The sequence below is a fragment of the Massilia sp. Root133 genome, from assembly GCF_001426525.1.
In the GTDB taxonomy this organism is placed as follows: Bacteria; Pseudomonadota; Gammaproteobacteria; order Burkholderiales; family Burkholderiaceae_D; genus Telluria; species Telluria orientalis.
Genome location: NZ_LMEW01000002.1, coordinates 97080 through 121868, shown reverse-complemented (window position 1 = coordinate 121868; position 24789 = coordinate 97080). Strand labels below are relative to the sequence as shown.

The following is a 24789-nucleotide window of genomic DNA, read 5'->3' as shown; positions in this document are numbered from 1 at the left end:
ATTCGTGCGGCACGGTCGCGTTAGTCGGCCCAACGGTAATACTTTGGAAGCGCGACGGTGGACCATAACCCTTTGATTTTCAAAGGGAAATGATTTTTACCGATAGATACAATTTTAACAATGGGATCTTTCCCACCTTAGCCTCGGATGGTCCGATGCGGGTGCAAATGACGTATCATTACACCCGAACCGCCCTGCCCGCGCATGGGCAAACTTACCAACCAGTCACGAACCCGTTCACCGGGACGCTTCATGTCTTCTTCGCCCCAACACGCTCCCTCCGCCTCTGACAAGGATGCCCGCCTCTCCCAGCTGACCGAATGGCTCGTCTCGCTGGACCTGGTCGACGTCGCCAGCCTGCGCCCCGCGTCGGCCGACGCGAGTTTCCGCCGCTACTTCCGCCTCGATGTTGTGCCGGCGCTACGCGACAAGCTGGGTGATACGCTCATCGCCATGGACGCTCCGCCGGAGCGCGAAAACGTGCCCGCGTTCATCCACGTCGACGGCCTGCTGCGCGACGCCGGCGTCACCGTGCCCGCCATCGTGGCCCGCAACGTGGAAGCCGGCTTCCTGCTGCTGTCCGACCTCGGCACGACGACCTATTTGCAGCGCCTGGACGTCGACAACGCGCCGTTCATGTACTCGGACGCCATCGACGCCCTGATCAAGTTCCAGATGACCAGCCACGCCGGCGTGCTGCCGGAATTCGACCGCGCGTTCGTCCTGCGCGAGCTGAACCTGTTCCCCGAGTGGTTCATCGAACGCCACCTGGGCGCCAGGCTGAACGACATCCAGCGCGCCCAGCTGGATAAAGTGTTCGAGGCGATCACGGCGAACGTGCTCGCGCAACAGCAGGTCTACATGCACCGCGATTTCCATTCGCGCAACCTGATGTTCCTCGACCAGGGCAACCCGGGCGTGCTGGATTTCCAGGACGCCGTCTACGGCCCCGTCACCTACGACCTGGCCTCGCTGCTGCGCGACGCCTACATCCAGTGGGACGAGGAATTCGTGCTGGACTGGGTCGTGCGGTACTGGCAAAGCGCGAAGCAGGTCGGCCTGCCCGTCAATCCGGACATCGACGCGTTCTACCGCGACTTCGAATACATGGCCCTGCAGCGCCACCTGAAAATCCTCGGCATCTTCTGCCGCCTGAATTACCGCGACGGCAAATCCCACTACCTGGGCGACCTGCCCACGGTAATCGATTACGTGCGCAAGACCGCCAACCGCTACACCGAACTCAAGCCGCTCCTGCGCCTGCTCGACGCGCTCGAGGACAAGGCGCCGCAGGTCGGCTACACCTTCTAAAGACAAGCCGATGAAAGCCATGATCTTCGCCGCAGGCCGCGGCGAGCGGATGCGTCCGCTGACCGACACCTGCCCCAAGCCCCTGCTCAAGGTGCGGGGCCGTCCCCTGATCACCTGGCACGTGCTGAACCTCGTGCGCGCCGGCATCAAGGACATCGTCATCAACCACTCGCACCTCGGCCACATGATCGAGGAAGAGCTGGGCGACGGCAGCCGCTACGGCGCGCGCATCGTCTACTCGCACGAGCCGACGCCGCTGGAAACGGCCGGCGGCATCGCCAACGCCCTGCACCTGCTCGGCGACGAACCGTTCCTGGCCGTCTCCGGCGACATCTACGCGCCCTACTTCGACTTCGAGCAGGTCCTCGACGTGCTGAAGGACCACGACGCCGTCGGCCAGCTCATTCCGACCGAGAAGCGCGACATCGCCTGGCTGTACCTGACGCCGAACCCGTGGCACAACCCGGACGGCGACTTCGGCCTCACGATGTACACCTTGTCCAACGAGGGCAACCCGAAGTGGAATTTCGCCGGCATCGGCGTCTATCGTCCTGAAATGTTTGACGGGATCAAGGCGGGCGAGTTCCTGAAATTCGGCCCGCTGATGCGCAAGTTCATTGATCAGGGTCGCGTGGGCGGCGAGATCTACGACGGCCAATGGGTCAACGTGGGCACCGTGCGCCAGCTGGAAGAACTCAACGCGCCGCCAGGCTCCGTCGCGAAGGCTGGGGCATGATGGATTACGCGGCACAGTACGGGAAACGGCGAGCGCGCCTGGCCGCGCAGATGCAGCCCGGCAGCGTGGCCGTGCTGCCCACCGCGCCGGAAATCCTGCGCAACGGCGACAGCGACTACCCCTACCGCCACGACAGTTCCTTTTACTACCTGACCGGCTTCACGGAACCGGAAAGCGTGCTGGTACTCGTCGCCGCGCATGGCGACAAGCCGGCCCGCGCCATCCTGTTCTGCCGCGAGAAGAACGTCGAACGCGAGATCTGGGACGGCTACCGCCACGGGCCGGAAGCGGCGCGCACGGCGTTCGGTTTCGACGACGCCTATCCCATTTCCGAACTGGATACGCACATGGCGCGCATCCTCGCCAATGCGCCCGCGCTGTACTACGCGGTGGCGTCGAACGCGGCGCTCGATGCGCAGGTGACCGGCTGGATCAAGGCCGTGCGCGCGCAAGGCCGCACCGGCACGACGGCGCCCGACACGGTCGTCAACGTCCTCCCGCTGCTGGACGAAATGCGGTTGATCAAGGACGCCGACGAACAGGCGCTGATGCTGCGCGCCGGCGAGATCTCGGGCGGCGCGCACGCACGCGCGATGCGCGCGGCAAAGCCCGGCATGTTCGAGTACGAGCTGGAAGCGGAACTGCTGTACGCGTTCCGCAAGCACGGCGCCCAGTTCCCTGCCTACACGCCCATCGTGGCATCCGGCCCGAACGCCTGCATCCTGCACTACAACGTCAACGACCGGCAGATGCAGGACGGCGACCTCGTGCTGATCGACGCCGGCTGCGAGCTGGATGGCTACGCGTCCGACATCACCCGCACGTTCCCGGTGAATGGCCGCTTCACGGACGCCCAGCGGACACTCTACGAGCTCGTGCTGGCGGCACAGGACGCGGCGTTCAGGGCCATCGCACCGGGCCGGCCGTACAGCGCTTTCCACGAAGCGGCGCTGCGCGTGCTCGTGCAGGGCATGCTGGACCTGGGCCTCGTCGACAAGACGAAATACGCCACCGTCGACGACGCCATCGCCGACAAGGCCCACGTCCCGTTCTACATGCACGGCACGGGCCACTGGCTCGGCATGGACGTGCACGACGTGGGCGCCTACCGCGACGTCACGCAGGCCGACAAGCCTTCGCGCCCGCTCCAGGAAGGCATGGTCGTGACGGTGGAACCGGGCATCTACGTGCGCCCGGCGGACGGCGTGCCGGAACGCTTCTGGCACATCGGCATCCGCATCGAGGACGACGTCGTCGTGACCGGGGACGGCTACCGCCTGCTGACGGCGTCCGCGCCGAAGACGGTGGCCGAGATCGAAGCGATCGTGGGGACCACGCATGGCTGAAGAGACGCTCTCCGTCGATGTCGCGATCTGCGGCGCCGGCCCGGTCGGCCTCGCGCTGGCGGCATTGATGGCGCGCCGCGGCGTGGACGCCAGGCGCATCGCGCTCGTCGACGCGAAGGCGCTGGGCCAGGCGATCTCCGATCCGCGCTCGATCGCGCTGTCGTGGGGCAGCCGCCAGCTGCTCGTCGACGTGGGCGCGTGGGCCAACGTGCAGCCGCACGCGACGCCGATCCACCAGATCCACGTGTCGCGCCGCGGCCACCTGGGCCGCAGCATGATGGACCGCGCCGAACACGCGGTCGACGCGCTGGGCTATGTGGCGCGCTACGGCGACGTCGTCGACGCGCTGGTGCGCGCCTGCGACCGCGCGGGCGTGCAGACCTTGCGCCCCGTGCGCGTGACGGCGCTCCACGAAGACCGCGACGGCGTCGTGCTCGACCTGGACGATGGCCGCAAGCTCCACGCGAAGGTGGCCGTGCAGGCCGAGGGCGGCGTGTTCGGCGAACAGGCGGAACGCACCCGGCGGCGCGACTACGTGCAGACCGCGGTCATCGCGCGCGTGTCGGGCAGCCAGGCGATCCCGCACCGCGCCTTCGAACGCTTCACGGACGAAGGCCCGCTCGCGCTGCTGCCGCAGGACGGCGCCGACGGCCATCAATATGCGCTCGTGTGGTGCGTGCGGCCGGAACGCGCGCAGCAGTTGCTGGACCTGGGCGAACCGGAATTCCTGCGCCAGCTGGGCGACGCGTTCGGCGAACGTCTCGGCACTTTTACGCGCGCATCGGAACGGGCGGCGTTTCCGCTCGGGCTGAATGCGGATCCTCGTTTCAGCGCACGCACGGTCGCCATCGGCAATGCGGCGCAGACGCTGCACCCGGTCGCGGGACAAGGTTTGAATCTCGGCCTGCGCGATGCGGCCGTGCTGGCGCGCCTGCTCGCGCGCGGCATCGACCAGGATCACGGCATCGCGGACGCGCTGGCGCGCTTCGCGGAAGAACGCGCGCGCGACCGCGGCGCCATCATCCGCACGACGGATGCGATGGCGCGCGTGTTCGCGAACACGGGACCGTTGCAGCCGCTGTTCGGGCTCGCGCTGGCCGCGCTGGATACCGTCAAACCTGCGCGGATGCTGCTGGCCGAACTGATGATGTTCGGCCGCAGGTAATCACTCGACCGCCTTCACCATCGATTCAATGACCTTCTTCGCATCGCCGAACACCATCATCGTGTTCGGCTGATAGAAGAGGTCATTGTCCAGCCCCGCATACCCGGACGCCATCGACCGCTTGTTGACGATGATGCTCTTGGCTTTATAGGCTTCGAGGATCGGCATCCCCGCGATCGGCGATTTCGGATCCTTGGCGGCCGGGTTCACGACGTCGTTCGCGCCCAGCACGAGCACCACGTCCGTCTGGCCGAATTCGCCGTTGATGTCTTCCATCTCCGCGACCTGGTCGTATGGGACTTCCGCTTCCGCCAGCAGCACGTTCATGTGGCCCGGCATGCGGCCCGCCACCGGGTGGATCGCGTAGCGCACCTGCACGCCGTGTTCCGTCAGCTTGTCGACCAGCTCCTTCACCGTGTGCTGGGCGCGCGCCACCGCGAGGCCGTAGCCCGGCACGATGATGACGGATTCCGCGTTCTGCAGGATGAACGCCGCGTCTTCCGGCGAGCCCGATTTGACCGGGCGCTGTTCCTTCGCGCCGCCCGTATCTGCCGCTGCCGCCTCGCCGCCGAAGCCGCCCAGGATCACGTTGAAGAACGAGCGGTTCATCGCCTTGCACATGATGTACGAGAGGATCGCGCCGCTTGATCCCACGAGCGAGCCCGCGATGATCAGCATCGAGTTGTTCAGCGAGAAGCCGATGCCGGCCGCCGCCCAGCCGGAGTACGAGTTCAGCATCGACACGACGACGGGCATGTCCGCGCCGCCGATCGGGATGATGATCAGCACGCCCAGGATGAACGACAGCACGGCCATCACGATGTACGGCGTCCATGCGGGCGCGGCGCCATCCGAGAAGCAGAAGACCAACCCCAGGCCGATGATCGCGAGGGCGACGACCAGGTTGATCATGTGCTGGCCCGGGTAGCGCACGGGCGCGCCCTGGAACAGCCGGAACTTGTATTTGCCGGCCAGCTTGCCGAACGCGATCACGGAACCGGAGAACGTGACGGCGCCCACGAACGTGCCGATGAACAGTTCGAGACGATTACCGAACGGGAGCCCTTCGCCGCGCGCCGCGATGTTGAAAGCCCACGGTTCGGAGACGGCCGCGATGGCGATGCACACCGCGGCGAGACCGATCAGCGAGTGCATCGCGGCGACCAGTTCCGGCATCTTGGTCATCTCGACGCGCTTCGCGGCCACGGCACCGATCGCGCCGCCGACCACGACGCCGAGCAGCACGAGTCCAAAACCCATGCCGCCCGTCTGCATCTGCTCCTTCAGCTTGAACATCAGGGCGATGGTCGTGAGGACGGCGATGCCCATGCCCGTCATGCCGAACGCATTGCCCATGCGCGCGGTCGACGGCGAGGACAAGCCCTTCAAGGCCTGGATGAAGCACACGGACGCCACGAGGTACAGCAGCGTCACGACGTTCATGCTGATCAGGTTCATGCGGCCTCCTTCGCGGCGCCCACGGCATCTTTCGCGGCGGGTGCCGGCTTCGCTTTCGGTTCCTTCTTCTTGAACATCTCCAGCATGCGCTGGGTGACGAGGAAGCCGCCGAACACGTTCACGGCGGCCAGCGCCACGGCGATGGTGCCGGCAACCCTGCCCGTCAGGCCTTCCGTCAGGCCGGCCGCCAGCATGGCGCCGACGATGATGATGGCCGAGACGGCGTTCGTCACCGCCATCAGCGGCGTGTGCAGCGCGGGCGTGACGGTCCACACGACGTGGTAGCCGACGTAGATCGCCAGCACGAAGATGATCAGGTTGATGATGGTGTGGCTGATTTCCATGGCGTCCCCTCCTATTTGCGTAACACGTCGCCGTCGATGGCGACCAGCACCGCGCGCACGATCTCGTCCTCGCGGTCGATGACGAGCTTCCCGTCCTTGTCGATCACGAGCTTCAGGAAGTCCAGCACGTTGCGCGCGTACAGGGCCGACGCGTCGGCCGCCACGAGTGCCGGCAGATTCGGTTCGCCGATGATCGTCACGCCGTGCTTGATCACCGTCTTGCCCAGTTCCGTCAACGGGCAGTTGCCGCCCTGCTCGATGGCCATGTCGACGATCACGGAGCCCGGTTTCATCGCGCGCACCGTTTCTTCCGCGATGAGCACCGGCGCCTTGCGGCCGGGGATCAGCGCGGTCGTGATGACGATGTCCGCGAGCTTCGCGCGCTCGTGCACGAGTTCCGCCTGGCGCCGCATCCAGTCGGCCGGCATCGGGCGCGCATAGCCGCCCACGCCCTTCGCGATCTCGCGTTCCTCGTCCGTGAGGAACGGCACGTCGATGAACTTGGCGCCCAGCGACTCCACCTGCTCCTTCACGGGCGGCCGCACGTCCGACGCCTCGATGACGGCGCCGAGGCGCTTGGCGGTCGCGATGGCCTGCAGGCCGGCGACCCCGACGCCCATGATCAGCACGCGCGCCGCTTTCACGGTGCCCGCGGCCGTCATCAGCATCGGCATGAAGCGTTGGTAGGCGTTCGCCGCCATCATCACGGCCTTGTAGCCCGCGATGTTGGCCTGCGACGACAGCACGTCCATCGACTGGGCGCGCGTGATCCGGGGCGCCGCTTCGAGCGCGAACGCCGTGATGCGCTGCTGGGCCAGCGCGGCCAGGTTGTCGGTATCGAACGGATTCAGCATGCCGACGAGGGCGGCGCCGGGTTGCATCAGGGCGCGTTCCCGGGCATCGGGGCTGCGCACTTTCAGGACGAGGTCGGCCCCGAGGGCGTCTTCCGCGGTACCGATGCGGGCGCCGGCGGCGACATAGGCATCATCGATCGCGGCAGCGTGGAGGCCGGCGCCCGATTGCACGATCACTTCGTGCTGGGCAGCCAGCTTCTTGACGGTTTCGGGAGTTGCTGCGACACGCGTCTCGCCCGGCCTCGTTTCGGCCGGCACACCAATTCTCATGATGCCTCCGTATAATTGATAAACTGTCTACAATCTAGCATGTAATGCACTCGATCAATACAGATGAGTGGTTTTTCGTAAACAGATCGGCAATTTTCGTGGCCAAGCCCCCGAGAACCTAGCTAAAGTCTCAAGCTTTTTGTTGCACATCAATATTCCAACCTGTCCGGAACTGTTGCACCGCAGCGTGCGCCCGAGCAACGCACGTTCCATCAAGGTAGAATGTCGGCTCACTACAAGGACGCGCATGACCCATACCTTCAGACCGTCAGTCACCGTCGCCGCAATCATCGAGCGCGATGGCCGCTTTCTGTTGATCGAAGAAGAAACCAGCGACGGCATCCGCCTGAACCAGCCCGCCGGCCACCTCGACCCGCACGAATCGCTCGAACAGGCGGTGATCCGCGAGGCGATGGAAGAGACGGCGCACGAGTTCATCCCGGAGGCCCTCGTCGGCATGTATCTGTCGCGCTACCACTCGAAATCGCGCGGGCACGACGTGACGTATTTGCGCTTCACGTTCTGCGGCAAGGCCGGCAGGCAGTACGACCAGGCACTGGACCACGGCATCCTGCGCACGCTGTGGCTCACGCGCGACGAACTGGCCGCGTGCCAGGAGCGCCACCGCAGCCCCATCGTGCTGCGCTGCGTGGACGATTACCTGGCGGGCAAGCGCACCCCGCTGGACCTGCTGTACACGGACCACTCGGTCTTCGACGGCGGACTCACTCTCAAACCGGACGTAACCTGAAATGAACAAAAAGAAAGTCGTGATCGGGATGTCGGGCGGCGTCGACTCCTCGGTCGCGGCCTGGATGTTGAAGGAACAGGGCTATGAAGTCGTCGGCCTGTTCATGAAGAACTGGGAAGACGACGACGATTCCGAATACTGTTCCACGCGCCAGGACTGGATCGACGCGGCCAGCGTGGCCGACGTCGTCGGCGTGGACATCGAGGCGGTCAACTTCGCCGCCGAATACAAGGACCGCGTGTTCGCGGAATTCCTGCGCGAATACCAGGCCGGCCGCACGCCGAACCCGGACGTGCTGTGCAACGCCGAGATCAAGTTCAAGGCCTTCCTCGACCACGCGATGAAGCTGGGCGCCGATTTGATCGCGACCGGGCACTATGCGCGCGTGCGCCAGAACGGCACCAAGTTCGAATTATTGAAGGCGCTCGATTCGACCAAGGACCAGAGCTACTTCCTGCACCGCCTGAACCAGGCGCAGTTGTCGAAATCGCTGTTCCCGCTGGGCGAGATCGCCAAGACGGAAGTGCGCAAGATCGCGGAAAAGCTGAACCTGCCCAACGCGGCGAAAAAGGATTCGACCGGCATCTGCTTCATCGGCGAGCGCCCGTTCCGCGAATTCCTCGGCCGCTACCTGCAGCACAAGCCGGGCCCGATCAAACTCGATAACGGCCAGACGGTGGGCGAGCACGTGGGCCTGTCGTTCTATACGCTGGGCCAGCGCAAGGGCATCGGCATTGGCGGCCTGAAGTCGCACAAGAATGCCGACGGTACGAGCGAGCCGTGGTTCGTGGCGCGCAAGGATATCGCCACCAACACACTGTACATCGTGCAGGGCCACGATCACCCGTGGCTGCTGTCGGAGAAGCTCGGCGCGGGCCAGGCCAGCTGGATCGCGGGCGAACCTCCGGAGCCCCGCGCACTGTCGGCCAAGACGCGCTACCGCCAGGCCGACGTACCGTGCACGGTGACGCCGGAAGGCCTCGACCGCTTCACGCTCGACTTCACCGACCCGCAATGGGCCGTGACGCCGGGCCAGTCGGCCGTGCTGTACGACGGCGACGTCTGCCTGGGCGGCGGCATCATCGACACGGCGAGCGCCGTCTGAGTGTTGCGTTCGTCCCGCAGCCACGGCATTTTTGTGCGCGATTGTCATTTGTCCATCGTATCTGACACAAAAATGTCGTAATCTCTCGGTATATTGCCACACGGAAATTAACGAGGATTATCAATGGCCGAAAACATCGTCAACAACGCGACCGAAGTGCTGTCGTTCCGCCTGGGCGGCGAGGAATACGCCATCAGCATCCTGAAGGTCCAGGAAATCCGCGGCTACGACGCCGTCACGCGCATCGCCAACGCGCCCGAGTACCTGAAGGGCGTCGTCAACCTGCGCGGCAGCATCGTGCCGATCGTCGACATGCGCATCAAGTTCAACGTCGGCGCGCCGACGTATGACGCGTTCACCGTCGTGATCGTCCTGAACATCAACAACCACACGATCGGCATGGTGGTGGACAGCGTCTCGGACGTCGTCACGCTGACGCCGGACCAGATCAAGCCGGCGCCGGACCTGGGCGCCACCGTGTCGGGCGAATACCTGCGCGGGCTGGGCACCGTCGACGAGCGCATGCTCATCCTGCTCGATATCGACAAGCTGCTCGGGTCGGAAGAGATGGGGTTGCTGGCGGCGGCGAAAGACGCGGCATAACACCGTCGTTCCCGCGCAGGCGGGAACCCATGCAGGGTGTGCGGAAACGCGAACTCAGTATGGATCCCCGCCTCCGCGGGGATGACGTCAGGCTGCCACGGCAGCTCTCTTCTCAACCCACTGCACGAACGCCTGCGGCGCCAGCGGCCGCGCATACAGATAGCCCTGCGCTTCGTCGCAATCCGCCTGCTTCAGCACATCCACGACGTCCGCCGTCTCCACCCCTTCCGCCACCACGCGGTGCCCCAGGTCGTGCGACAGCTTGATCATCGCCGCCACCAGTGAGCGCTTGCGCTCGTCGCGTTCGATGCCGCGCACGAACGACTGGTCGATCTTGACCACCTGCGCCGGCAGGCTTTGCAGATAGGCCAGGCTGCTGTAGCCCGTGCCGAAATCGTCGATCGCGAGCCGCACGCCGGCCGCATCCAGCGCCTGCAGGGTGGCCTCGGCCAGCCGCGGGTTCTTCATCAGGGCACTCTCCGTGATCTCCAGCGCGAGGCTGGCTGCCGGCAGGCCGTGGCGGCGCAGGCCGTCGACGATGCGCTCGCAGAAGTCCGGCTCCAGCAGGTTCACGGCCGACACGTTGACGGCCACCTGCAGTTCGATACCCGCTTCCCACCACGCCGCCAGCTGGCGCAGTGCCGTCTCCACGACCCAGCGCGTGGTCGCGCGCACCATCGACGTCTGCTCGACGATGGGAATGAACTCGGCCGGCGACACGTCGCCGAACGTCGGATGCGTCCAGCGCAGCAGCGCTTCCGCGCCGATGCACGCGCCGCTGTCCAGGTCGACCTTGGGCTGGTACACGAGGCGCAGCTGGCCGCTGTTCTCGAGCGCCGCGCCGAATTCGTTGATGAGCCAGAAGCGGCGCCGGTACACGGCATCCTGCTCCCACGAGAACACGGACACGTTGCGGTCCATCTCGAACGCATGGCGCGCGGCCGAGTGCAGGTTGCGCAGCAGGTCCGCGCACGCCGTGGGGCCGATCTGGAACGGCACGATGCCCACCGTCGCCGTCGTCACGAAGCGCGACGTCACCGATTGCGCACGCTGGCGCAGCCAGTCTCCCAGGTCCGCGTAGAACGCATCCAGCTCGATGCCCACTGGCGCGATGAAGGCGAATTCCGTCGCGCCGATGTGGTACACGGTGCTCGTCTTGCCGATCGTCGCGTCCAGCATGCGCACGGCCTCGCCGACGATTTCGTCGAGGTAGGCCGCGCCCATCGCGCGCATCGCGTTGCCCAGCTGCTCCGGGCTCGCCAGGTTCACGAGCGCGGCGAGGCGGTGTTCGCCGCGCGGGCAGTCCATGGTGAGGTCCTTGAAATCATCGAGGAATTGCGTGCGGTTCGGCAGGCCGCTGACGGCGTCGACGCGGCCCAGCGCATGCTGCAGCTCGATCTGTTCCATCACCATCGCCGCGAGGTCCTTCAGCGCCACGCGCTCGGCGTCCGTGATCGTGCGCGGGCTCGGGCCCAGCACGCACATCGCGCCCAGGCACCAGCCGTCGTGCGTGACGAGCGGCGCGCCCGCGTAGAAACGCACGCCGGACGCGGCCAGCACGCCGTCGTGATAGCACGCATCCAGCTGCAGGTCCTCGATGACCAGCAGCGCGCGCTCGTCGGCCACCTGCCCGCATGGCGCCTTCATGCGCGGGATCGAGTCGTGCTCGACGCCCACGCGCGACTTGAACCACTGGCGGTTGCTGTCCGTCAGCGACACGGCCGCGATGGGCAGCCCGAACAACTGGGCGGCCATGCGGGTGATGCGGTCGAAGGCCTCGCTCGGGGGCGTGTCGAGCAGGTTCAGCTTGCGCAACACATCGAGACGGGCGGCTTCGCCGCGCGGGCGGAGGTGGGACAGGGGCATGGTTGCCTTACTTGATTTGACGGATTTGACTAATTTATTGGATTCTGATCGGCAAATTTCCAATAGTCAACAAATACTTGAGTCGTATAATCAAATACTTGCCGGATATCTAGCAAAGCAACAACTCAAATCCGTCAATTTTGTTGATGAATGACACATATGCAAGTAGAATGCCGTGACCATGCCGACACCCCGCATCGACGATTCCGACGATCCCGTCCTCACCACCGCCGCCGCCGCGCGCCTGCTCGGCGTGGCCGTCAGCACGACCCAGCTTTGGCTGGAGAGCGGCGCCCTGCCCTCGTGGAAGACGCCGGGCGGCCACCGGCGCGTGCGCCTGTCCGCCGTGACGCGCCTGCTGTCCGCCAAGGCCGGGCAAGCGCCGCCCCGGGCCGGGCCGGCCACCGATCCCGAATTTCGCCCCGGTCACGCGCCGGGACATCCTGTGCCGCCGGACGAAAAGGCACGCCTGGCCGCCGTCGCGGCGAGCGGCCTGGTGGACTCGGCGCCGGAGCCCGTATTCGACCGCCTGACGTGGCTGGCAACGCAGGTGACGGATTGCCCGATGGCGCTGGTCACGGTGCTGACGTCGCGCCGCCAGTGGTTCAAGGCGCGCACCGGCGTCGACCTCGCGGAAACGCCGCGCGACTGGGCCTTCTGCAGCCATGCGATCGTGCAGGAAGAACCGTTGATGGTGGAAGATGCGTCGCGCGATGCGCGCTTTGCCGCCAACCCGCTCGTCACGGGACCGCTGCGCGTGCGCTTCTACGCCGGCGTGCCGCTGGTCGATGCGGGCGGCCATGCGCTCGGCACGCTGTGCGTGCTGGACCGCGAGCCGCGCCGCCTGCGCGCGCGCGAGATCAAGGCATTGCAGGAATTGGCGGCCATCGCCGTGGAGGAGCTGCGGCGCCGAACCTGAAGGTCAAGGCCCGCGGTGCTTCTTGACGATGGAGATGACGGTATTGCGGATCGTGCGCAGCACCGTGTCGGCCTTGAACGGCTTGACGATGAAGCCGTGCACGCCGGCCGCGACCGCGGCCTGGATGGCGGGCGCGTCGAGCGAGCCGGAGACCATGAAGATCAGCGTCTTGGGCAGTTGCGCGCGCAGCTGGTCGACGGCTTCCCGGCCATCCTCGAACTGTTCGCGCGCGATGCAGAAGATGTGCGGCTGGTGCCTGAGCGCGAGCGCGAATCCGGCCGCCGCCGTATGGGCCTGGCCGGCCACGTCGTAGCCGCCGTCCGTCAGCACCGTGTTGAGGAGGCCGCGCGCGACGGCGCTACCGTCGACGATGATCGCCTTGAGCATCGATTTCCTTTCTTCAGTCTGACTCGTAGGCCAGCATGTTCCACGTGACGCCCAGCCGCACGTCGGTCTTCAGTTGCACCAGCTTGCGCGACACCTCGAGGATCTCGCGTTCCGCGCGCAGGCGTTCGCCCAGCGGCGTCTTGAGGATGCCGGCGCCGGCCATGACGGCGTCCAGGTCGCCGTACGCGCCCAGCAGCCGCGCCGCCGTCTTCATGCCGATCTTCGACACGCCCGGCACGCCGTCCGTCGGGTCGCCCATCAGCGCCAGCAGGTCGTGCAGGCGTTCGGGCGCGACGCCGAACTTGTTGCGCACCCAGGCATCGTCGTGCCACTCTCCCTTGAAATGATCCCACACGAGCGCGCCGTGCGCGATCAGCGGGTGCAAGTCCTTGTCGGTGGTGGCGACGACGGCATCGCCACGCCCCTCCGCCAGCCAGCGCATCACGCCCGTGCCGATGACGTCGTCGGCCTCGACCTCGGGCAGCATCAGCACGTGCAGGCCGACGCTGCGCAGACGGTCGTGGAATTCCGGCAGCGCCTCGCGCAGCACGCCCGGCATGGGCGCCCGGCCTTCGCGGTAGCGCGGATACAGCGCGTGCCGCCATGTGGGGCCGCCGTAGTCGAACGCGGCCAGCACGTGCGTGGGCGCGTGCGCTTCGAGCAGGTTGCGGAACGACGAGAACGCGTGGCGCAGGGCGATGCTCGCCTTGAGGTCGGAGTCCGGTTCGGGACTCGCCTCGTATACGCGCCGCACGATGTTCAGGCCGTCGATGGCCAGCAGCTTCGCCATGTATCTCTTACTTCACAAAATCGTATTGTCCGCCCCGTTCCAGGGCACGCCGGTAGGCCGGGCGCGCGTGGATCCTGTCGAGGAAGGCGACAAGGTTCGCATATTGTCCATCCAATCCGCCGCGCGCGGCTGCCGCTTCCAGCGGAAAGCTGATCTGGATGTCGGCGGCGGAAAACGCGTCGCCCGCGAACCACGTGCGCGTGCTTAATTCTCCCTCCAGGTACGCCAGGTGCTGGCGGATCTGCGGCAGCACGTAGCTGCTCTTGACCTTGTTCGCGATGGCCTTGGCGATCGGACGCACGAAGAACGGCGCCGGGCTTTTCTCCACCTGGTCGAATACGAGTTTCAACAGCAGCGGCGGCATCGCCGAGCCTTCCGCGTAGTGCAGGAAATACGTGTAGCGCAGCCGCTCGGGCGTGCCGGGCTTCGGTGCCAATGCGGGGGCGTAGCGGTCGACGAGGTATTCGACGATCGCGCCCGATTCGGCCACGATCGTGTCGCCATCCTGGATCACGGGCGACTTGCCGAGCGGGTGCACGGCGCGCAGTTCGGGCGGCGCCAGCATCGTCTTCGGATCGCGCTGGTATTTCCTGATCTCGTAGTCCAGGCCCAGTTCTTCCAGCAGCCACAGGATGCGCTGGGAGCGCGAGTTGTTCAGGTGATGGACGACGATCATCAGCGTGTACCAGGATGGGAAAGGCGGTAGCTTAGCATTCTTGCGTGCCGACCAGAAGCAAACCGACAACATACTCCAGGGAAGATAGCCCATATATGTCTGGAAAGATCAGCTCCCTGACCATTTACAAGACTATAAAAGAACGTTGTAGAGATGCCGCGTCAAGGCATGTAATTTGACGAAGTTCACGAATGACGGGCTTCATCCAACGCTTCCCTGATTACACTCCATGTGACTTTCCACAAATCAATTCACGCTCATGAACTTTCGTCAACTCGGCATCCGCAGCAAGCTCATGCTCAGCATGGGCGTGTGCCTGCTCGTCTTCATCGCCATTTCCTCCACCTTGTCCATTTCGATGACGAGCGCGCAGATGCGCGAGCGCGTCGTCGACCATGAATTGCCGGCCCAGGTCGGCGCCATCCGCAACGACATCCAGCGCCAGATCGCGGAACCGGCCGCGATCTCGCAGACGCTGGCGAACAACACGTTCCTGCAGGCGTGGGAAGACGCCGGCAATCCGGACGACGGCCTCGCCGCGTGGACCGCGCAGTCCAAGCGCCTGTTCGAGGCCAACCACGCGGCCACCGTGTTCTGGGTATCGGACACGACGTCGAAATACTTCACCGAAAAAGGGTTCGACCGCACGATCGACAAGCAGTCGGACAAGGATGCGTGGTTCAAGAAATTCCTGGACAGCGGTGTGTCCTATTCGCTCAACCTGGACAAGGATGGCACCACGGGCGTCTACACGCTGTTCATCGACTCGCGCGTGCAGACGCCGGGCGGCAAGCTGGCGATCGCCGGACTGGGCCTGTCCGCCGAAGCGCTGGCGAACAGCATCCGCAGCTACCGCCTCGGCAAATCCGGCTACGTCTACCTGGTGAGCAACGACGGCACGCTGCTGGTCCACCGCGACCGCAGCCTGCTCGACGGCCACCACACCCTCGACAAGCAGCCCGGCTTCACGCCCGAACTCGTACGTTCTCTGCTGGGCAAGCAGGCATTCGCCTCGAGCCGCTACGACGCGCCGGCGGGCCGCCAGTTCGTCGCCTCGTCGTATGTGCCGGAGCTGAACCTGTACGTCGTGGCCGAGGTGCCGGAGGCCGAAGTGCTCGGTAACATCGGACAGACGGCCGCGGTGTCCGCCATCGTTGCCGCCCTCGTCGGCGGTGCCGTCGGTCTCGCCGCGATCTGGTTCGTCGCGGGCGCCATCTCGGCGCCGGTGATGGGTGCGGCCGGCATGCTGGGCGAGATCGCCGACGGTGAAGGTGACCTGAGCCGCCGTCTGCAGGCGGACGGCGAGGACGAAGTCGGCAAGTTGGCGCAGGCGTTCAACCGCTTCGTCGGCTCGCTGAGCGGCACGATCGGCAAGGTGCGCGACAGCAGCCATGTGATCGCCGACGCCACCGAGGAAATCGCACGCGGCAACCTGGACCTGTCGGCGCGCACGGAAGCGCAGGCGTCGAGCATCGAAGAGACGGCGGCCGCGATGGAAGAACTGACGACCACCGTGCGCCACAACGCGGATAACGCGATGGAAGCGAACCGCCTCGTGTCCGAGACGGCGCAGTCGGCCGAGAAAGGCGGCGCCGTCGTGGCGGAAGTCGTGCGCACGATGGGCGCCATCACGGAAAGCTCGCGCAAGATTGCCGAGATCATCGGCGTCATCGACGGCATCGCCTTCCAGACCAATATCCTCGCGCTGAACGCGGCCGTGGAGGCCGCGCGCGCGGGCGAACAGGGCCGCGGCTTCGCCGTCGTCGCGGGCGAGGTGCGCACCTTGGCGCAGCGCTCGGCGGCGGCATCGAAAGAGATCCGCCAGCTGATCCTGGACTCGGTCGCCAAGGTCGACGCGGGCAGCACGCTGGCCGACGGCGCGGGCCACGCGATGGAAGCGATCGTCACGTCGGTGCGCCGTGCGGAAGTCCTGATGCGCGACATCGCGGCGTCCAGCCAGGAACAGAGCCTGGGCATCGCGCAGGTCAACCAGGCGATCGCGCAGATGGACGACGCGACGCAGCAGAACGCGGCCCTCGTCGAAGAAGCCGCCGCCGCCGCAGCCGCGCTGCAGGAACAGGCGCGCGAACTGGATGCCGTCGTCAGCACCTTCAAGCTGGCCGCAAGCACGCCGGCCGTCGCGACACCGGCAGGCCGCAAGCTCCTGCCCGCCTGATCCCCAGACCATTTCTTTAAACCGGGGTCAGAGCCCGTTTTTGGGAAATTTCCAAAAACAGGGCTCTGACCCCGGTGTTTTGGTGGCGCGTTTGCAGACTTTTCCACGGTTCGGTACCATGCTCGGTTGCAATCTTTATCCAAGATTGCTCACTCAACCGTCCCGTGGAGACCAATCCGATGCCGCGTTACCGCCTGCCGTCCCTGTCCGTCCTTTCCCTCGTGCTTGCTGCCGCCTTCGCCAGCGCCGCGCACGCCCAGACGTCACCGATGGCGCCGGATATCCCGGCCGGAAAATTCGAGACGACGGTCCCGAACGCCGACTACGTCAAGCAGGACGTCATGATCCCGATGCGCGACGGCGTCAAGCTGCATACCGTGATCGTGATCCCGAAGAGCATCATGGATGGCAAGGCGCCGATCATGCTGACGCGCACGCCGTACAACGCCTCGGGCCGCGCGGGCCGCATGAAGAGCCCGCACATCACGTCGATTCTCGGCGACGGTGACGACGCCTTCATCGAGAACGGCTACATCCGCGTATTCCAGGATGTGCGCGGCAAGTACGGCTCGGAAGGCGACTACGTGATGACGCGCCCCGTGCGCGGCCCGCTGAACAACACACAAGTCGACCACACGACCGACGCGTACGACACGATCGACTGGCTGATCAAGAATATCCCGCAATCGAACGGCAAGGTCGGCATGGTCGGCTCGTCCTACGAAGGTTTTACCGTGCTGATGGCCCTCGTCGACCCGCACCCGGCGCTGAAGGCCGCCGTGCCGATGAGCCCCATGGTCGACGGCTGGCGCGGCGACGACTGGTTCCACAACGGCGCGTTCCGCAACCCGAACCTCGCCTACATCGCCAGCCAGAACGCGGCGCGCGGCGAAGGCGAGAAGATCGTCACCGGCATCAACGACGACTACGACGCATGGCTGCGCGCGGGCTCCACGTCCGACTTCGCGCACCTCTACGGTGTCGACCAGCTGAACTTCACGAAGAAGCTGTTCGAGCATCCGGCCTACGACAACTACTGGCAGGAGCAGGCGCTGGACAAGATCCTCGCCAGGCGTCCGCTGGCCGTGCCGACGATGACCGTCGTCGGCCGCTGGGACCAGGAAGACATCTACGGCGCCTACGCAACCTATGCCGCCGTCGAGCCGCAGGACAAGACCAATAAACTGAATTCGCTGGTGGTGGGCCCGTGGCGCCACAGTGGCGTCAACTACGAAGGCTCGACCTTGGGCGCGCTGAAATTCACGGGCGACACCGCGCGCGAATTCCGCCGTGAAGTCATGCTCCCGTTCTTCAACCAGTACCTGAAGGATGGCGCGCCCGCGTTCGACACGCCGCCCGTGTGGTCGTACCAGACCGGCGTCAATCGCTGGCGCCGTCTCGACCAGTGGCCGCTCGTGCCGGCCGCAACGCCGCTGTACCTGAAGCCGGGCTTCGGCCTCGCGTTCGAGAAGGCGCAGGGCAAGGCCGACAAGACGGCCGCGTTCGACGAATACGTGTCCGATCCGGCGAAGCCGGTGCCGTTCGTGCCCCGTCCCGTGCACCTGAACGACGCCAACGTGTGGAAGCCGTGGCTCGTGACGGACCAGCGCAGCTATTCGGATCGCCCCGACGTGCTGACCTACACGACCGCTCCGCTCACCGCCCCGCTGCAGCTGGCCGGCCAGCCGATGGTCGACCTGTACGCGTCGACGTCGGGCACGGACAGCGACTGGGTCGTCAAGCTGATCGACGTGTACCCGGACGAAGTCGCGGCGCAGCCGGAAATGGGCGGCTACCAGCTGCCGATCGCGATGGACATCTTCCGCGGCCGCTACTACCAGGGCCTGGACAAGCCGGCCGCGATCCCCGCGAACAAGGCCGAGCGCTATCGCTTCGCGCTGCCGAACGTCGACCACGTGTTCCTGCCGGGCCACCGCATCATGGTGCAGATCCAGTCCAGCTGGTTCCCGCTGTACGACCGCAACCCGCAGACGTTCGTGCCGAACATCTTCTACGCCAAGCCGGGCGATTATCGCAAGGCGACGCAACGCGTCTATCACGCGCCCGGACTGGAGAGCGCGATCGAGCTGCCGGTGGTGCAAGCCGGGAAGTAATTCATGCACTGTGGCTGAGCGGCGACACATATGTTAAATCCGTAGGACTTTCGTGGACGGAAAGGTAGGCTGTCCCTTGTCGCTCCACGAGGTCCTGCCAATGAAATTCATCGCCACCGCCGGCGCCCTGCTGCTGGCCAGCACACTCGCCCACGCCCAGACGTCCCACTGGGCCTTCAGCTACACCGGCTTCTACGACCAGGAAGCCGCCGCCTTCCTGCCCGGCCTGCGCATCGACGGTTCGTTCACCGGCGTCGATGCCAACGGCGACGGGGTCCTCGAGCGGGGCGAGCTGACGTCGCTGCTGGTCGATGCGAAGGACTACGTGGCCTGCGCCGCGGACAGCAATACCTATTACCACTGCGACGCCGACAGCTTCCGCTTCTCCGCGGAGAGCGGCCTGTCGTTCGGCGTCAGCGAGTATTCCAGCGATCCCGAAGGTCTCTACGGCGGCGGCCATTTCGTCACGACGGGGCAGATGGTCTACGACTACCAGTTCAACCCGTACGGCGGTTCGGAACACCACCTGCTCTGGACGGACGGTACGACATTCACGATGTCGGCCGCCCTGCCCGGCACGGAATCGGTGCCGGCCGTGCCGGAAGCGCCCACATGGGCGATGCTGCTGGCGGGCGTGGGCGGCATCGGATTGTGGCGCCGCCGGCGCGCCTGATTTCCGCGGTTTGCCCTAGACTGGGGACATGGGCGCAATCTACATCGGCATCTCGGGCTGGCGTTACGAACCATGGCGCGGGGTGTTTTATCCGCCCGGCCTCGCGCAGGCGCGCGAACTGGATTACGCATCGCGCTTCCTGCCCACCATCGAGATCAACGGTTCCTTTTATTCGCTGCAGCGCCCATCCAGCTACGCGGCGTGGTACGACGCAACGCCGCCCGGTTTCATCTTCGCCGTGAAGGGCAACCGCTTCCTCACCCACATGCTCAAGCTGCGCGGCATCGAGACGCCGCTCGCCAACGTGCTCGCCTCCGGCGTGTTCGCGCTGCGCGAGAAGCTCGGTCCCTTCCTGTGGCAGTTCCCGCCGCAGCTGCGCTTCGACGCGGACAAGGTCGAGCACTTCCTGTCCCTGCTGCCGCACGACACGGGCCAGGCGCTCGCCATCGCGCGCACCCACGACGACAAGCTGGCAGGCCGCGCGCTGCTGGAAATCGACGCCGTGCGCCCGCTGCGCCACGCCGTCGAAGTGCGGCACGAGAGCTTCCGCGACCCGGCCTTCCTCGCGCTGCTGCGCAAGTACAACGTGGCGCTGGTGGTGGCCGATACGGCCGGCAAATGGCTGGAGGTCGATGACGTGACGGCGGACTTCGTCTACATCCGCCTGCACGGCGAGCACGAGCTGTATGCGAGCGGGTACGAGGACGCATCGCTGGAACGCTGGGCCGCGCGCATCCGCGCCTGGGCGGAGAATGGGGATGTGTACTGCTACTTCGACAACGACATCAAGGTCAGGGCGCCGTTCGATGCGAAGCGGTTGATGGGAATTCTTGGGACGGCATGAACCGTCGTTCCCGCGCAGGCGGGAATCCAAGTACTTGCGTCGACGCATACAAAGTTGGCCTCCCGCCTTCGCGGGGCGACGGGGTTTTAGCGCTGGACGTGCACCTGGATGATCTTGCGCCCTTTCGCATCCTTCTCGGGCAGCGGCTCGGTCTCGCACGTGCCGCACGTATCGCACCCGCTGCCGCAGCTCGAATCCGTGCCGAGCCACTTCACGAAACGCCCCTTCCCGGTGCCGCCCGACAGCTTGTAGACGAGCTTTTCGCGCCACGCCTTGGGCAGGTACTTGACCGCCGCATACAGCGCAGCGAAGGCGACGATGACTGCGACGATCAGGTATTGCAGCATGATCAGCTCCCCAGCACGGACCGTGCGATGTGGAAGGTCAGGAACGAGGCCGTGTACGCGAGCGCGAACATGTAGCCGGCCATCAGCAGCGCGTAGCGCACGCTGCCCGTCTCGCGGCGCACGACGGACAACGTCGACAGGCACTGCGGCGCGAACACATACCACGCAAGCAGCGACAACGCCGTCGGCAGGCTCCACGATGCGGCGATGATCGGCGTCAGCGAGCTGGCCACGTCGTCGCCGCCGCCCGACAACGCGTACACCGTGCCCAGCGCGCCGACGGCCACTTCGCGCGCGGCCATGCCCGGCACGAGCGCGATGCAGATCTGCCAGCCGAAGCCGATCGGTTCGAACACGACGGCCAATGCGCGGCCCAGCATGCCCGCGATGCTGTAGTAGATCGGCGGATGCGTCGCGCCTTCCGGTGCGCCCGGGAAGCTGGACAGGAACCAGACGAGCACCATCAGGGTGAGGATCACGGTGCCCACGCGGGTGATGAAGATGCGCGCGCGTTCCCACAGGCCCAACGCCAGGTTGTTCAGGTGCGGCCAGTGGTAGGCGGGCAGTTCCAGCATCAGCGGCTGGTGGCCCTTGGCGCCCATCGTGCGTTTGAATACATAAGCGACGGCCATCGCGCTGATGATGCCGGCCGCGTACAGCAGGAACAACACCATGCCCTGCAGGTTGATGCCGGCGGTCAGTTCGCGGTTCGGGATGAACGCGGCGATCACGAGCGCGTACACGGGCAGGCGCGCGGAACACGTCATCAACGGCGCGATCATGATCGTGACGAGGCGGTCGCGCGGATTCTGGATCGTGCGCGCGGCCATCACGCCGGGAATCGCGCAGGCGAACGACGACAGCAACGGGATGAACGCGCGGCCCGAGAGGCCGACGCCGCCCATCATGCGGTCGAGCAGGAACGCGGCGCGCGGCAGGTAGCCGCAATCCTCCAGCACGAGGATGAAGAAGAACAGGATCAAAATCTGCGGCAGGAACACGAGCACGCTGCCGACGCCGCCCAGGATACCCTCGACGATCAGGCTGCGCAGCGGGCCATCGGCCATGGCGCCGCCGACCCACTGGCCGATGGCGTCGACGCCGTTCTTGATCAGGTCCATCGGCACGGCGGCCCAGCTGAACACGGCCTGGAAAATCAGGAACATCGTGGCCGCCAGGATGACGGGGCCGATCACAGGGTGCAGCACGACGTGGTCGATCTGCTCGCTCAGATTGCCCTTGTCGTTGTCGAAGCCGACCGTCGCGTCGATGATGCGGCGCACCTCGCGCTGCGTTTCCTCGACCGGGACGGCGTCGATGGCCGACAGCGGGTTCGGCTTGATCTGCAGGTCGAACGGCATGGCTTCCAGTGCCGCCAGCAGGCCCTTCTCGCCGCCTGCCTGGATGGCCACGGTCTCGATGACGGGCATGCCCAGCTCTTTCGACAGGCGCGCCGTGTCGATCTCGATGCCGCGCTTCCTCGCCACGTCGACCATGTTCAGCGCCAGCACCATCGGCAGGCCCAGGCGCTTGATCTCGAGGACGAGGCGCAGGTTCAGGCGCAAATTCGTCGCGTTGACGACGCAGACGACGGCATCCGGCGTCTGCTCGCCGGCGCGCAGGCCGGCGACGACGTCGCGCGTGATCGCTTCGTCGGGCGTGTGGGCGTTCAGGCTGTAGGCGCCCGGCAGGTCGAGCACGCGCAATGCGCGGCCACCCGGCAGCGTGAAGCTGCCTTCCTTGCGTTCGATGGTGACGCCGGCGTAGTTCGCGACCTTCTGGCGCGCGCCGGTCAGGCGGTTGAACAAGGCGGTCTTGCCACAGTTCGGATTACCCAGCAGGGCGATGAGCGGCGTTTTTGCGGCCGCCTGGACCTGCTGATCTACTGCTCCCATATTGGTTCCATTACTCCGGCTGGATCGAGACCAGCGCCGCCTCGAAGCGGCGCAGGGCGAACGTCGACTGGCCGACCTTGACCGCCAGCGGACCGCCGGGCAGGCCGCGCTTGAGCATGCGGATGCGCTCGCCCGGCACGAAACCCAGTTCCATCAGGCGGCGCGACACGTCGATACCGCCGTCGCGGCTGCCGACCGCGTTCGGCGCGAGATGGATCACGGTGCCGCTCTGGCCGGCCTTGAGGCTGTCGAGCGTGGTCAGGGTAGGAGCAAGAGTCATGGTGTCGCTTCCGGGTAGTGATGCGATGCTTTTACGGTTGGGTACATCATAAACCTAAATGCGAATTATTTCTATTTGCGGTTTGTCTACTTCCGATCTCTCAGCCTTCATTTAACGCAACAACGCAACAAAAACGCTTGCATTCGCGATCCAACTTGAGCAGAATACGAAGGGTAATGAGAATGATTCGCATTATAGACCAAGTAGCAACGGCCTGTGATGCATCCACCACCGGAACCGTCCATGATCGTCTGTGTCTGCAATAACATCTCCGACCGCGAAATCCGCCAGGCGGTCGACCTCGGCCTCACGTCGATGGCCGACCTGTACAAGGAACTGGGCGTCGGCACCTGCTGCGGCAAATGCGTCAGCTATGCGCGCGAAGTGATGCACGAACACCTGGAAAGCAAGACTGTCGTCACCGAGCTGCGCCGTGCGCCGGCCGACGGGCTCGTCGCCTGATCCACGCACCTTCCCGCGCAGGCCGCCGCGGCGCCCGATATTGCCATGCAAAATCGGTACGTGCACCCGACCATGCACGACCCGGTCTTGGTAATATGTGACTTCCGACGCATCCGGATTTCACTCCCATGCCCGTAATCCCGTTCCGCCCACCCCAAGCGCCCTTTACGGTCCAGCCGCCCCCGCAGCCGTCGCGCCGCGCCGTCATGGTCAAATGGCTGCGCAAGACGCATGGCTGGATAGGTCTATGGGGCGCCGTGCTCGGCCTGTTGTTCGGCAGCACTGGCATCCTCCTCAACCACCGTGCCGTGATGAAAATTCCCGCCGTCCAGGCGCAGGCGTCCACGGTCCAGGTTCCCTTGCCCAGTCCGTCACCCGGCAGTCCGCAGGCGCTGGCGACCTGGCTCAAGCGCTCGTTGCGGCTGGAGCCTGAGCCCGGACGCGTAACAGCCGAGGCGGCGCGCCCCGTCGCGTGGGGCGACAAGTCCCTGATCCAGCCCGCGCGCTGGAGCGCCAGTTTTACTTCACCGTCGGGCAATGTCCAGGCCGAGTATTGGGTCGGCAACAGCTATGTCACCGTCAAACGCGCCGAGAACAATGTGTTCGGCACCCTCGTCAACCTGCACAAGGGCGTGGGCATGAGTGCCGCATGGATCCTGCTCGTGGACACGCTGGCCGGTTCCATCATCCTGCTGTCGCTGTCCGGCGTCGTGCTGTGGTCGCTCACCAACCGGCGGCGCACGGTGGGCATCGTGATCGGGGCCGTGTCGCTGCTGGCGGCGGGCGGCCTGGCACTGGCGGCGATATGACCTCCTCCATCATATGCCCTGCCCGCCCGCCTCATGGTTTGCTATGATGCTATGACGACAACCGCACGAAAAGGCAATCCATGAAGGGCGATCCCAACATCATCAGGCTGCTCAACGCTCAGCTGACCAACGAGCTCACCGCAGTCAACCAGTATTTCCTGCATGCCCGCATGTACAGGCACTGGGGCTTCGACAAGCTGGGCAAGAAAGAATACGACGAATCGATCGGCGAGATGAAGCATGCCGACCGCCTGATCGACCGCATCCTGATGCTCGACGGATTGCCGAACCTGCAGGCGCTGCACAAGCTGCTGATCGGCGAATCGGTACAGGAGATGCTGGAATGCGACCTGAAGCTGGAACGCGCGGCCCAGGTCACGGTCAAGGAAGGCATCGCCGCCGCCGAGATCGCGCACGACTACGTGTCGCGCGACCTGCTGCTGGAGATTCTCGAAGACACCGAGGAACACATCGAGTGGCTGGAGACGCAGCTCGACCTCATCGTCAAGGTCGGCATCCAGAATTACCTGCAATCGCAGATGGGCGAATAAGGAACGTCGATAAACCTGCTGCGCGTCGCACTGTTGGCCTCCGATGCTCCGCTACGG

Annotated in this window: 25 protein-coding genes; 15 read left to right on the top strand and 10 right to left on the bottom strand. The window is 65.5% G+C overall.

Annotated elements, in window-relative coordinates; genetic code table 11:
- Positions 1–252: 252 nt before the first annotated feature.
- From ASD28_RS03275 to ASD28_RS03260, 4 genes are read left to right on the top strand one after another with little or no spacing between them, the layout of a single operon-like run.
- A complete protein-coding gene (locus ASD28_RS03275; RefSeq protein WP_056123943.1) occupies positions 253–1311 on the top strand; it encodes an aminoglycoside phosphotransferase family protein in 1059 nt (352 codons plus the stop codon).
- A 10-nt stretch (positions 1312–1321) separates the two neighbouring features.
- On the top strand, positions 1322–2047 hold the full coding sequence (murU, locus tag ASD28_RS03270) for an N-acetylmuramate alpha-1-phosphate uridylyltransferase MurU (RefSeq protein ID WP_056123940.1): 726 nt from the start codon (positions 1322–1324) through the stop codon (positions 2045–2047).
- Positions 2044–3393 carry a Xaa-Pro aminopeptidase gene (pepP, locus tag ASD28_RS03265; protein WP_056123937.1) on the top strand — a complete coding sequence of 450 codons (1350 nt, stop codon included), beginning with the start codon at positions 2044–2046 and terminating at the stop codon, positions 3391–3393. The genes murU and pepP overlap by 4 nt, the downstream gene beginning before the upstream one ends.
- Positions 3386–4558, top strand: coding sequence for an FAD-dependent monooxygenase (locus tag ASD28_RS03260; RefSeq protein WP_056123934.1), 1173 nt, complete (start codon positions 3386–3388; stop codon positions 4556–4558). The genes pepP and ASD28_RS03260 overlap by 8 nt, the downstream gene beginning before the upstream one ends.
- On the opposite strand, the gene ASD28_RS03255 is transcribed toward ASD28_RS03260, so the two are convergent.
- The 3 genes from ASD28_RS03255 to ASD28_RS03245 are packed head-to-tail and all read right to left on the bottom strand — an operon-like array spanning position 4559 to position 7484.
- Positions 4559–6016, bottom strand: coding sequence for an NAD(P)(+) transhydrogenase (Re/Si-specific) subunit beta (locus tag ASD28_RS03255; RefSeq protein ID WP_056123931.1), 1458 nt, complete (start codon positions 6014–6016; stop codon positions 4559–4561). It abuts the gene before it with no gap.
- Positions 6013–6360: an NAD(P) transhydrogenase subunit alpha gene (locus tag ASD28_RS03250; protein WP_056123928.1), complete on the bottom strand. Its 348-nt coding sequence runs from the start codon at positions 6358–6360 to the stop codon at positions 6013–6015. The genes ASD28_RS03255 and ASD28_RS03250 overlap by 4 nt, the downstream gene beginning before the upstream one ends.
- Positions 6361–6371: 11 nt before the next feature.
- Positions 6372–7484 (bottom strand): Re/Si-specific NAD(P)(+) transhydrogenase subunit alpha, encoded by a 1113-nt coding sequence (locus ASD28_RS03245; protein WP_056123925.1) that lies wholly within the window; start codon positions 7482–7484, stop codon positions 6372–6374.
- A gap of 247 nt (positions 7485–7731) precedes the next feature.
- Between ASD28_RS03245 and ASD28_RS03240 the strand changes: the two genes are divergently transcribed.
- From ASD28_RS03240 to ASD28_RS03230, 3 genes are all read left to right on the top strand, one after another.
- Entirely contained in the window at positions 7732–8235 is a 504-nt protein-coding gene (locus ASD28_RS03240) for an NUDIX hydrolase (protein WP_056123922.1), read from the top strand.
- Position 8236: 1 nt separating this feature from the next.
- Positions 8237–9340 carry a tRNA 2-thiouridine(34) synthase MnmA gene (gene mnmA, locus ASD28_RS03235; protein WP_056123918.1) on the top strand — a complete coding sequence of 368 codons (1104 nt, stop codon included), beginning with the start codon at positions 8237–8239 and terminating at the stop codon, positions 9338–9340.
- Between the two features lie 123 nt (positions 9341–9463).
- Positions 9464–9943, top strand: coding sequence for a chemotaxis protein CheW (locus ASD28_RS03230; RefSeq protein ID WP_056123914.1), 480 nt, complete (start codon positions 9464–9466; stop codon positions 9941–9943).
- Between the two features lie 87 nt (positions 9944–10030).
- On the opposite strand, the gene ASD28_RS03225 is transcribed toward ASD28_RS03230, so the two are convergent.
- Positions 10031–11809 (bottom strand): bifunctional diguanylate cyclase/phosphodiesterase, encoded by a 1779-nt coding sequence (locus ASD28_RS03225; RefSeq protein WP_056123913.1) that lies wholly within the window; start codon positions 11807–11809, stop codon positions 10031–10033.
- A 181-nt stretch (positions 11810–11990) separates the two neighbouring features.
- Between ASD28_RS03225 and ASD28_RS03220 the strand changes: the two genes are divergently transcribed.
- Positions 11991–12728 (top strand): GAF domain-containing protein, encoded by a 738-nt coding sequence (locus ASD28_RS03220; protein WP_056123910.1) that lies wholly within the window; start codon positions 11991–11993, stop codon positions 12726–12728.
- A gap of 3 nt (positions 12729–12731) precedes the next feature.
- Here the strand turns inward: ASD28_RS03220 and ASD28_RS03215 are convergent, their stop codons facing one another.
- Genes ASD28_RS03215 through ASD28_RS03205 form a run of 3 tightly spaced genes read right to left on the bottom strand, consistent with a single transcriptional unit; the run spans position 12732 to position 14581 of the window.
- The gene (locus ASD28_RS03215) at positions 12732–13115 is read right to left on the bottom strand and encodes a response regulator (RefSeq protein WP_056123907.1); all 384 of its coding nucleotides are present in this window, start codon (positions 13113–13115) and stop codon (positions 12732–12734) included.
- A gap of 13 nt (positions 13116–13128) precedes the next feature.
- The gene (locus ASD28_RS03210; RefSeq protein WP_056123905.1) at positions 13129–13905 is read right to left on the bottom strand and encodes a 5'-3' exonuclease H3TH domain-containing protein; all 777 of its coding nucleotides are present in this window, start codon (positions 13903–13905) and stop codon (positions 13129–13131) included.
- 7 nt (positions 13906–13912) lie between these two features.
- Entirely contained in the window at positions 13913–14581 is a 669-nt protein-coding gene (locus tag ASD28_RS03205) for a glutathione S-transferase (RefSeq protein ID WP_056123901.1), read from the bottom strand.
- 259 nt (positions 14582–14840) lie between these two features.
- On the opposite strand from ASD28_RS03205, the gene ASD28_RS33070 reads away from it, so the two are divergent.
- The 4 genes from ASD28_RS33070 (at position 14841) to ASD28_RS03185 (ending at position 20388) form a co-directional block, all read left to right on the top strand.
- Complete coding sequence (locus ASD28_RS33070) at positions 14841–16757, top strand: methyl-accepting chemotaxis protein (RefSeq protein ID WP_056123898.1); 1917 nt, start codon at positions 14841–14843, stop codon at positions 16755–16757.
- A 179-nt stretch (positions 16758–16936) separates the two neighbouring features.
- Complete coding sequence (locus tag ASD28_RS03195; protein ID WP_056123895.1) at positions 16937–18871, top strand: CocE/NonD family hydrolase; 1935 nt, start codon at positions 16937–16939, stop codon at positions 18869–18871.
- Between the two features lie 100 nt (positions 18872–18971).
- On the top strand, positions 18972–19544 hold the full coding sequence (locus ASD28_RS32380; RefSeq protein WP_056123893.1) for a PEP-CTERM sorting domain-containing protein: 573 nt from the start codon (positions 18972–18974) through the stop codon (positions 19542–19544).
- A gap of 28 nt (positions 19545–19572) precedes the next feature.
- Complete coding sequence (locus tag ASD28_RS03185; RefSeq protein ID WP_056123890.1) at positions 19573–20388, top strand: DUF72 domain-containing protein; 816 nt, start codon at positions 19573–19575, stop codon at positions 20386–20388.
- Between the two features lie 86 nt (positions 20389–20474).
- Here ASD28_RS03185 and ASD28_RS03180 read toward each other — a convergent pair whose 3' ends face one another.
- The 3 genes from ASD28_RS03180 to ASD28_RS03170 are packed head-to-tail and all read right to left on the bottom strand — an operon-like array spanning position 20475 to position 22910.
- The gene (locus tag ASD28_RS03180; RefSeq protein ID WP_056123887.1) at positions 20475–20735 is read right to left on the bottom strand and encodes a DUF6587 family protein; all 261 of its coding nucleotides are present in this window, start codon (positions 20733–20735) and stop codon (positions 20475–20477) included.
- A 2-nt stretch (positions 20736–20737) separates the two neighbouring features.
- Positions 20738–22630, bottom strand: coding sequence for a ferrous iron transporter B (locus tag ASD28_RS03175; RefSeq protein WP_056123884.1), 1893 nt, complete (start codon positions 22628–22630; stop codon positions 20738–20740).
- A gap of 10 nt (positions 22631–22640) precedes the next feature.
- The gene (locus ASD28_RS03170) at positions 22641–22910 is read right to left on the bottom strand and encodes a FeoA family protein (RefSeq protein ID WP_052170598.1); all 270 of its coding nucleotides are present in this window, start codon (positions 22908–22910) and stop codon (positions 22641–22643) included.
- A gap of 243 nt (positions 22911–23153) precedes the next feature.
- Here ASD28_RS03170 and ASD28_RS03165 point away from each other — a divergent pair, with 243 nt between their 5' ends.
- The 3 genes from ASD28_RS03165 to bfr all read left to right on the top strand — a co-directional run bounded on the left by ASD28_RS03165 (position 23154) and on the right by bfr (position 24732).
- Positions 23154–23372, top strand: coding sequence for a bacterioferritin-associated ferredoxin (locus ASD28_RS03165; protein WP_056123882.1), 219 nt, complete (start codon positions 23154–23156; stop codon positions 23370–23372).
- A 128-nt stretch (positions 23373–23500) separates the two neighbouring features.
- On the top strand, positions 23501–24181 hold the full coding sequence (locus ASD28_RS03160; RefSeq protein WP_082577463.1) for a PepSY-associated TM helix domain-containing protein: 681 nt from the start codon (positions 23501–23503) through the stop codon (positions 24179–24181).
- Positions 24182–24261: 80 nt separating this feature from the next.
- The gene (gene bfr / locus ASD28_RS03155) at positions 24262–24732 is read left to right on the top strand and encodes a bacterioferritin (RefSeq protein WP_056123876.1); all 471 of its coding nucleotides are present in this window, start codon (positions 24262–24264) and stop codon (positions 24730–24732) included.
- Positions 24733–24789: the final 57 nt, after the last annotated feature.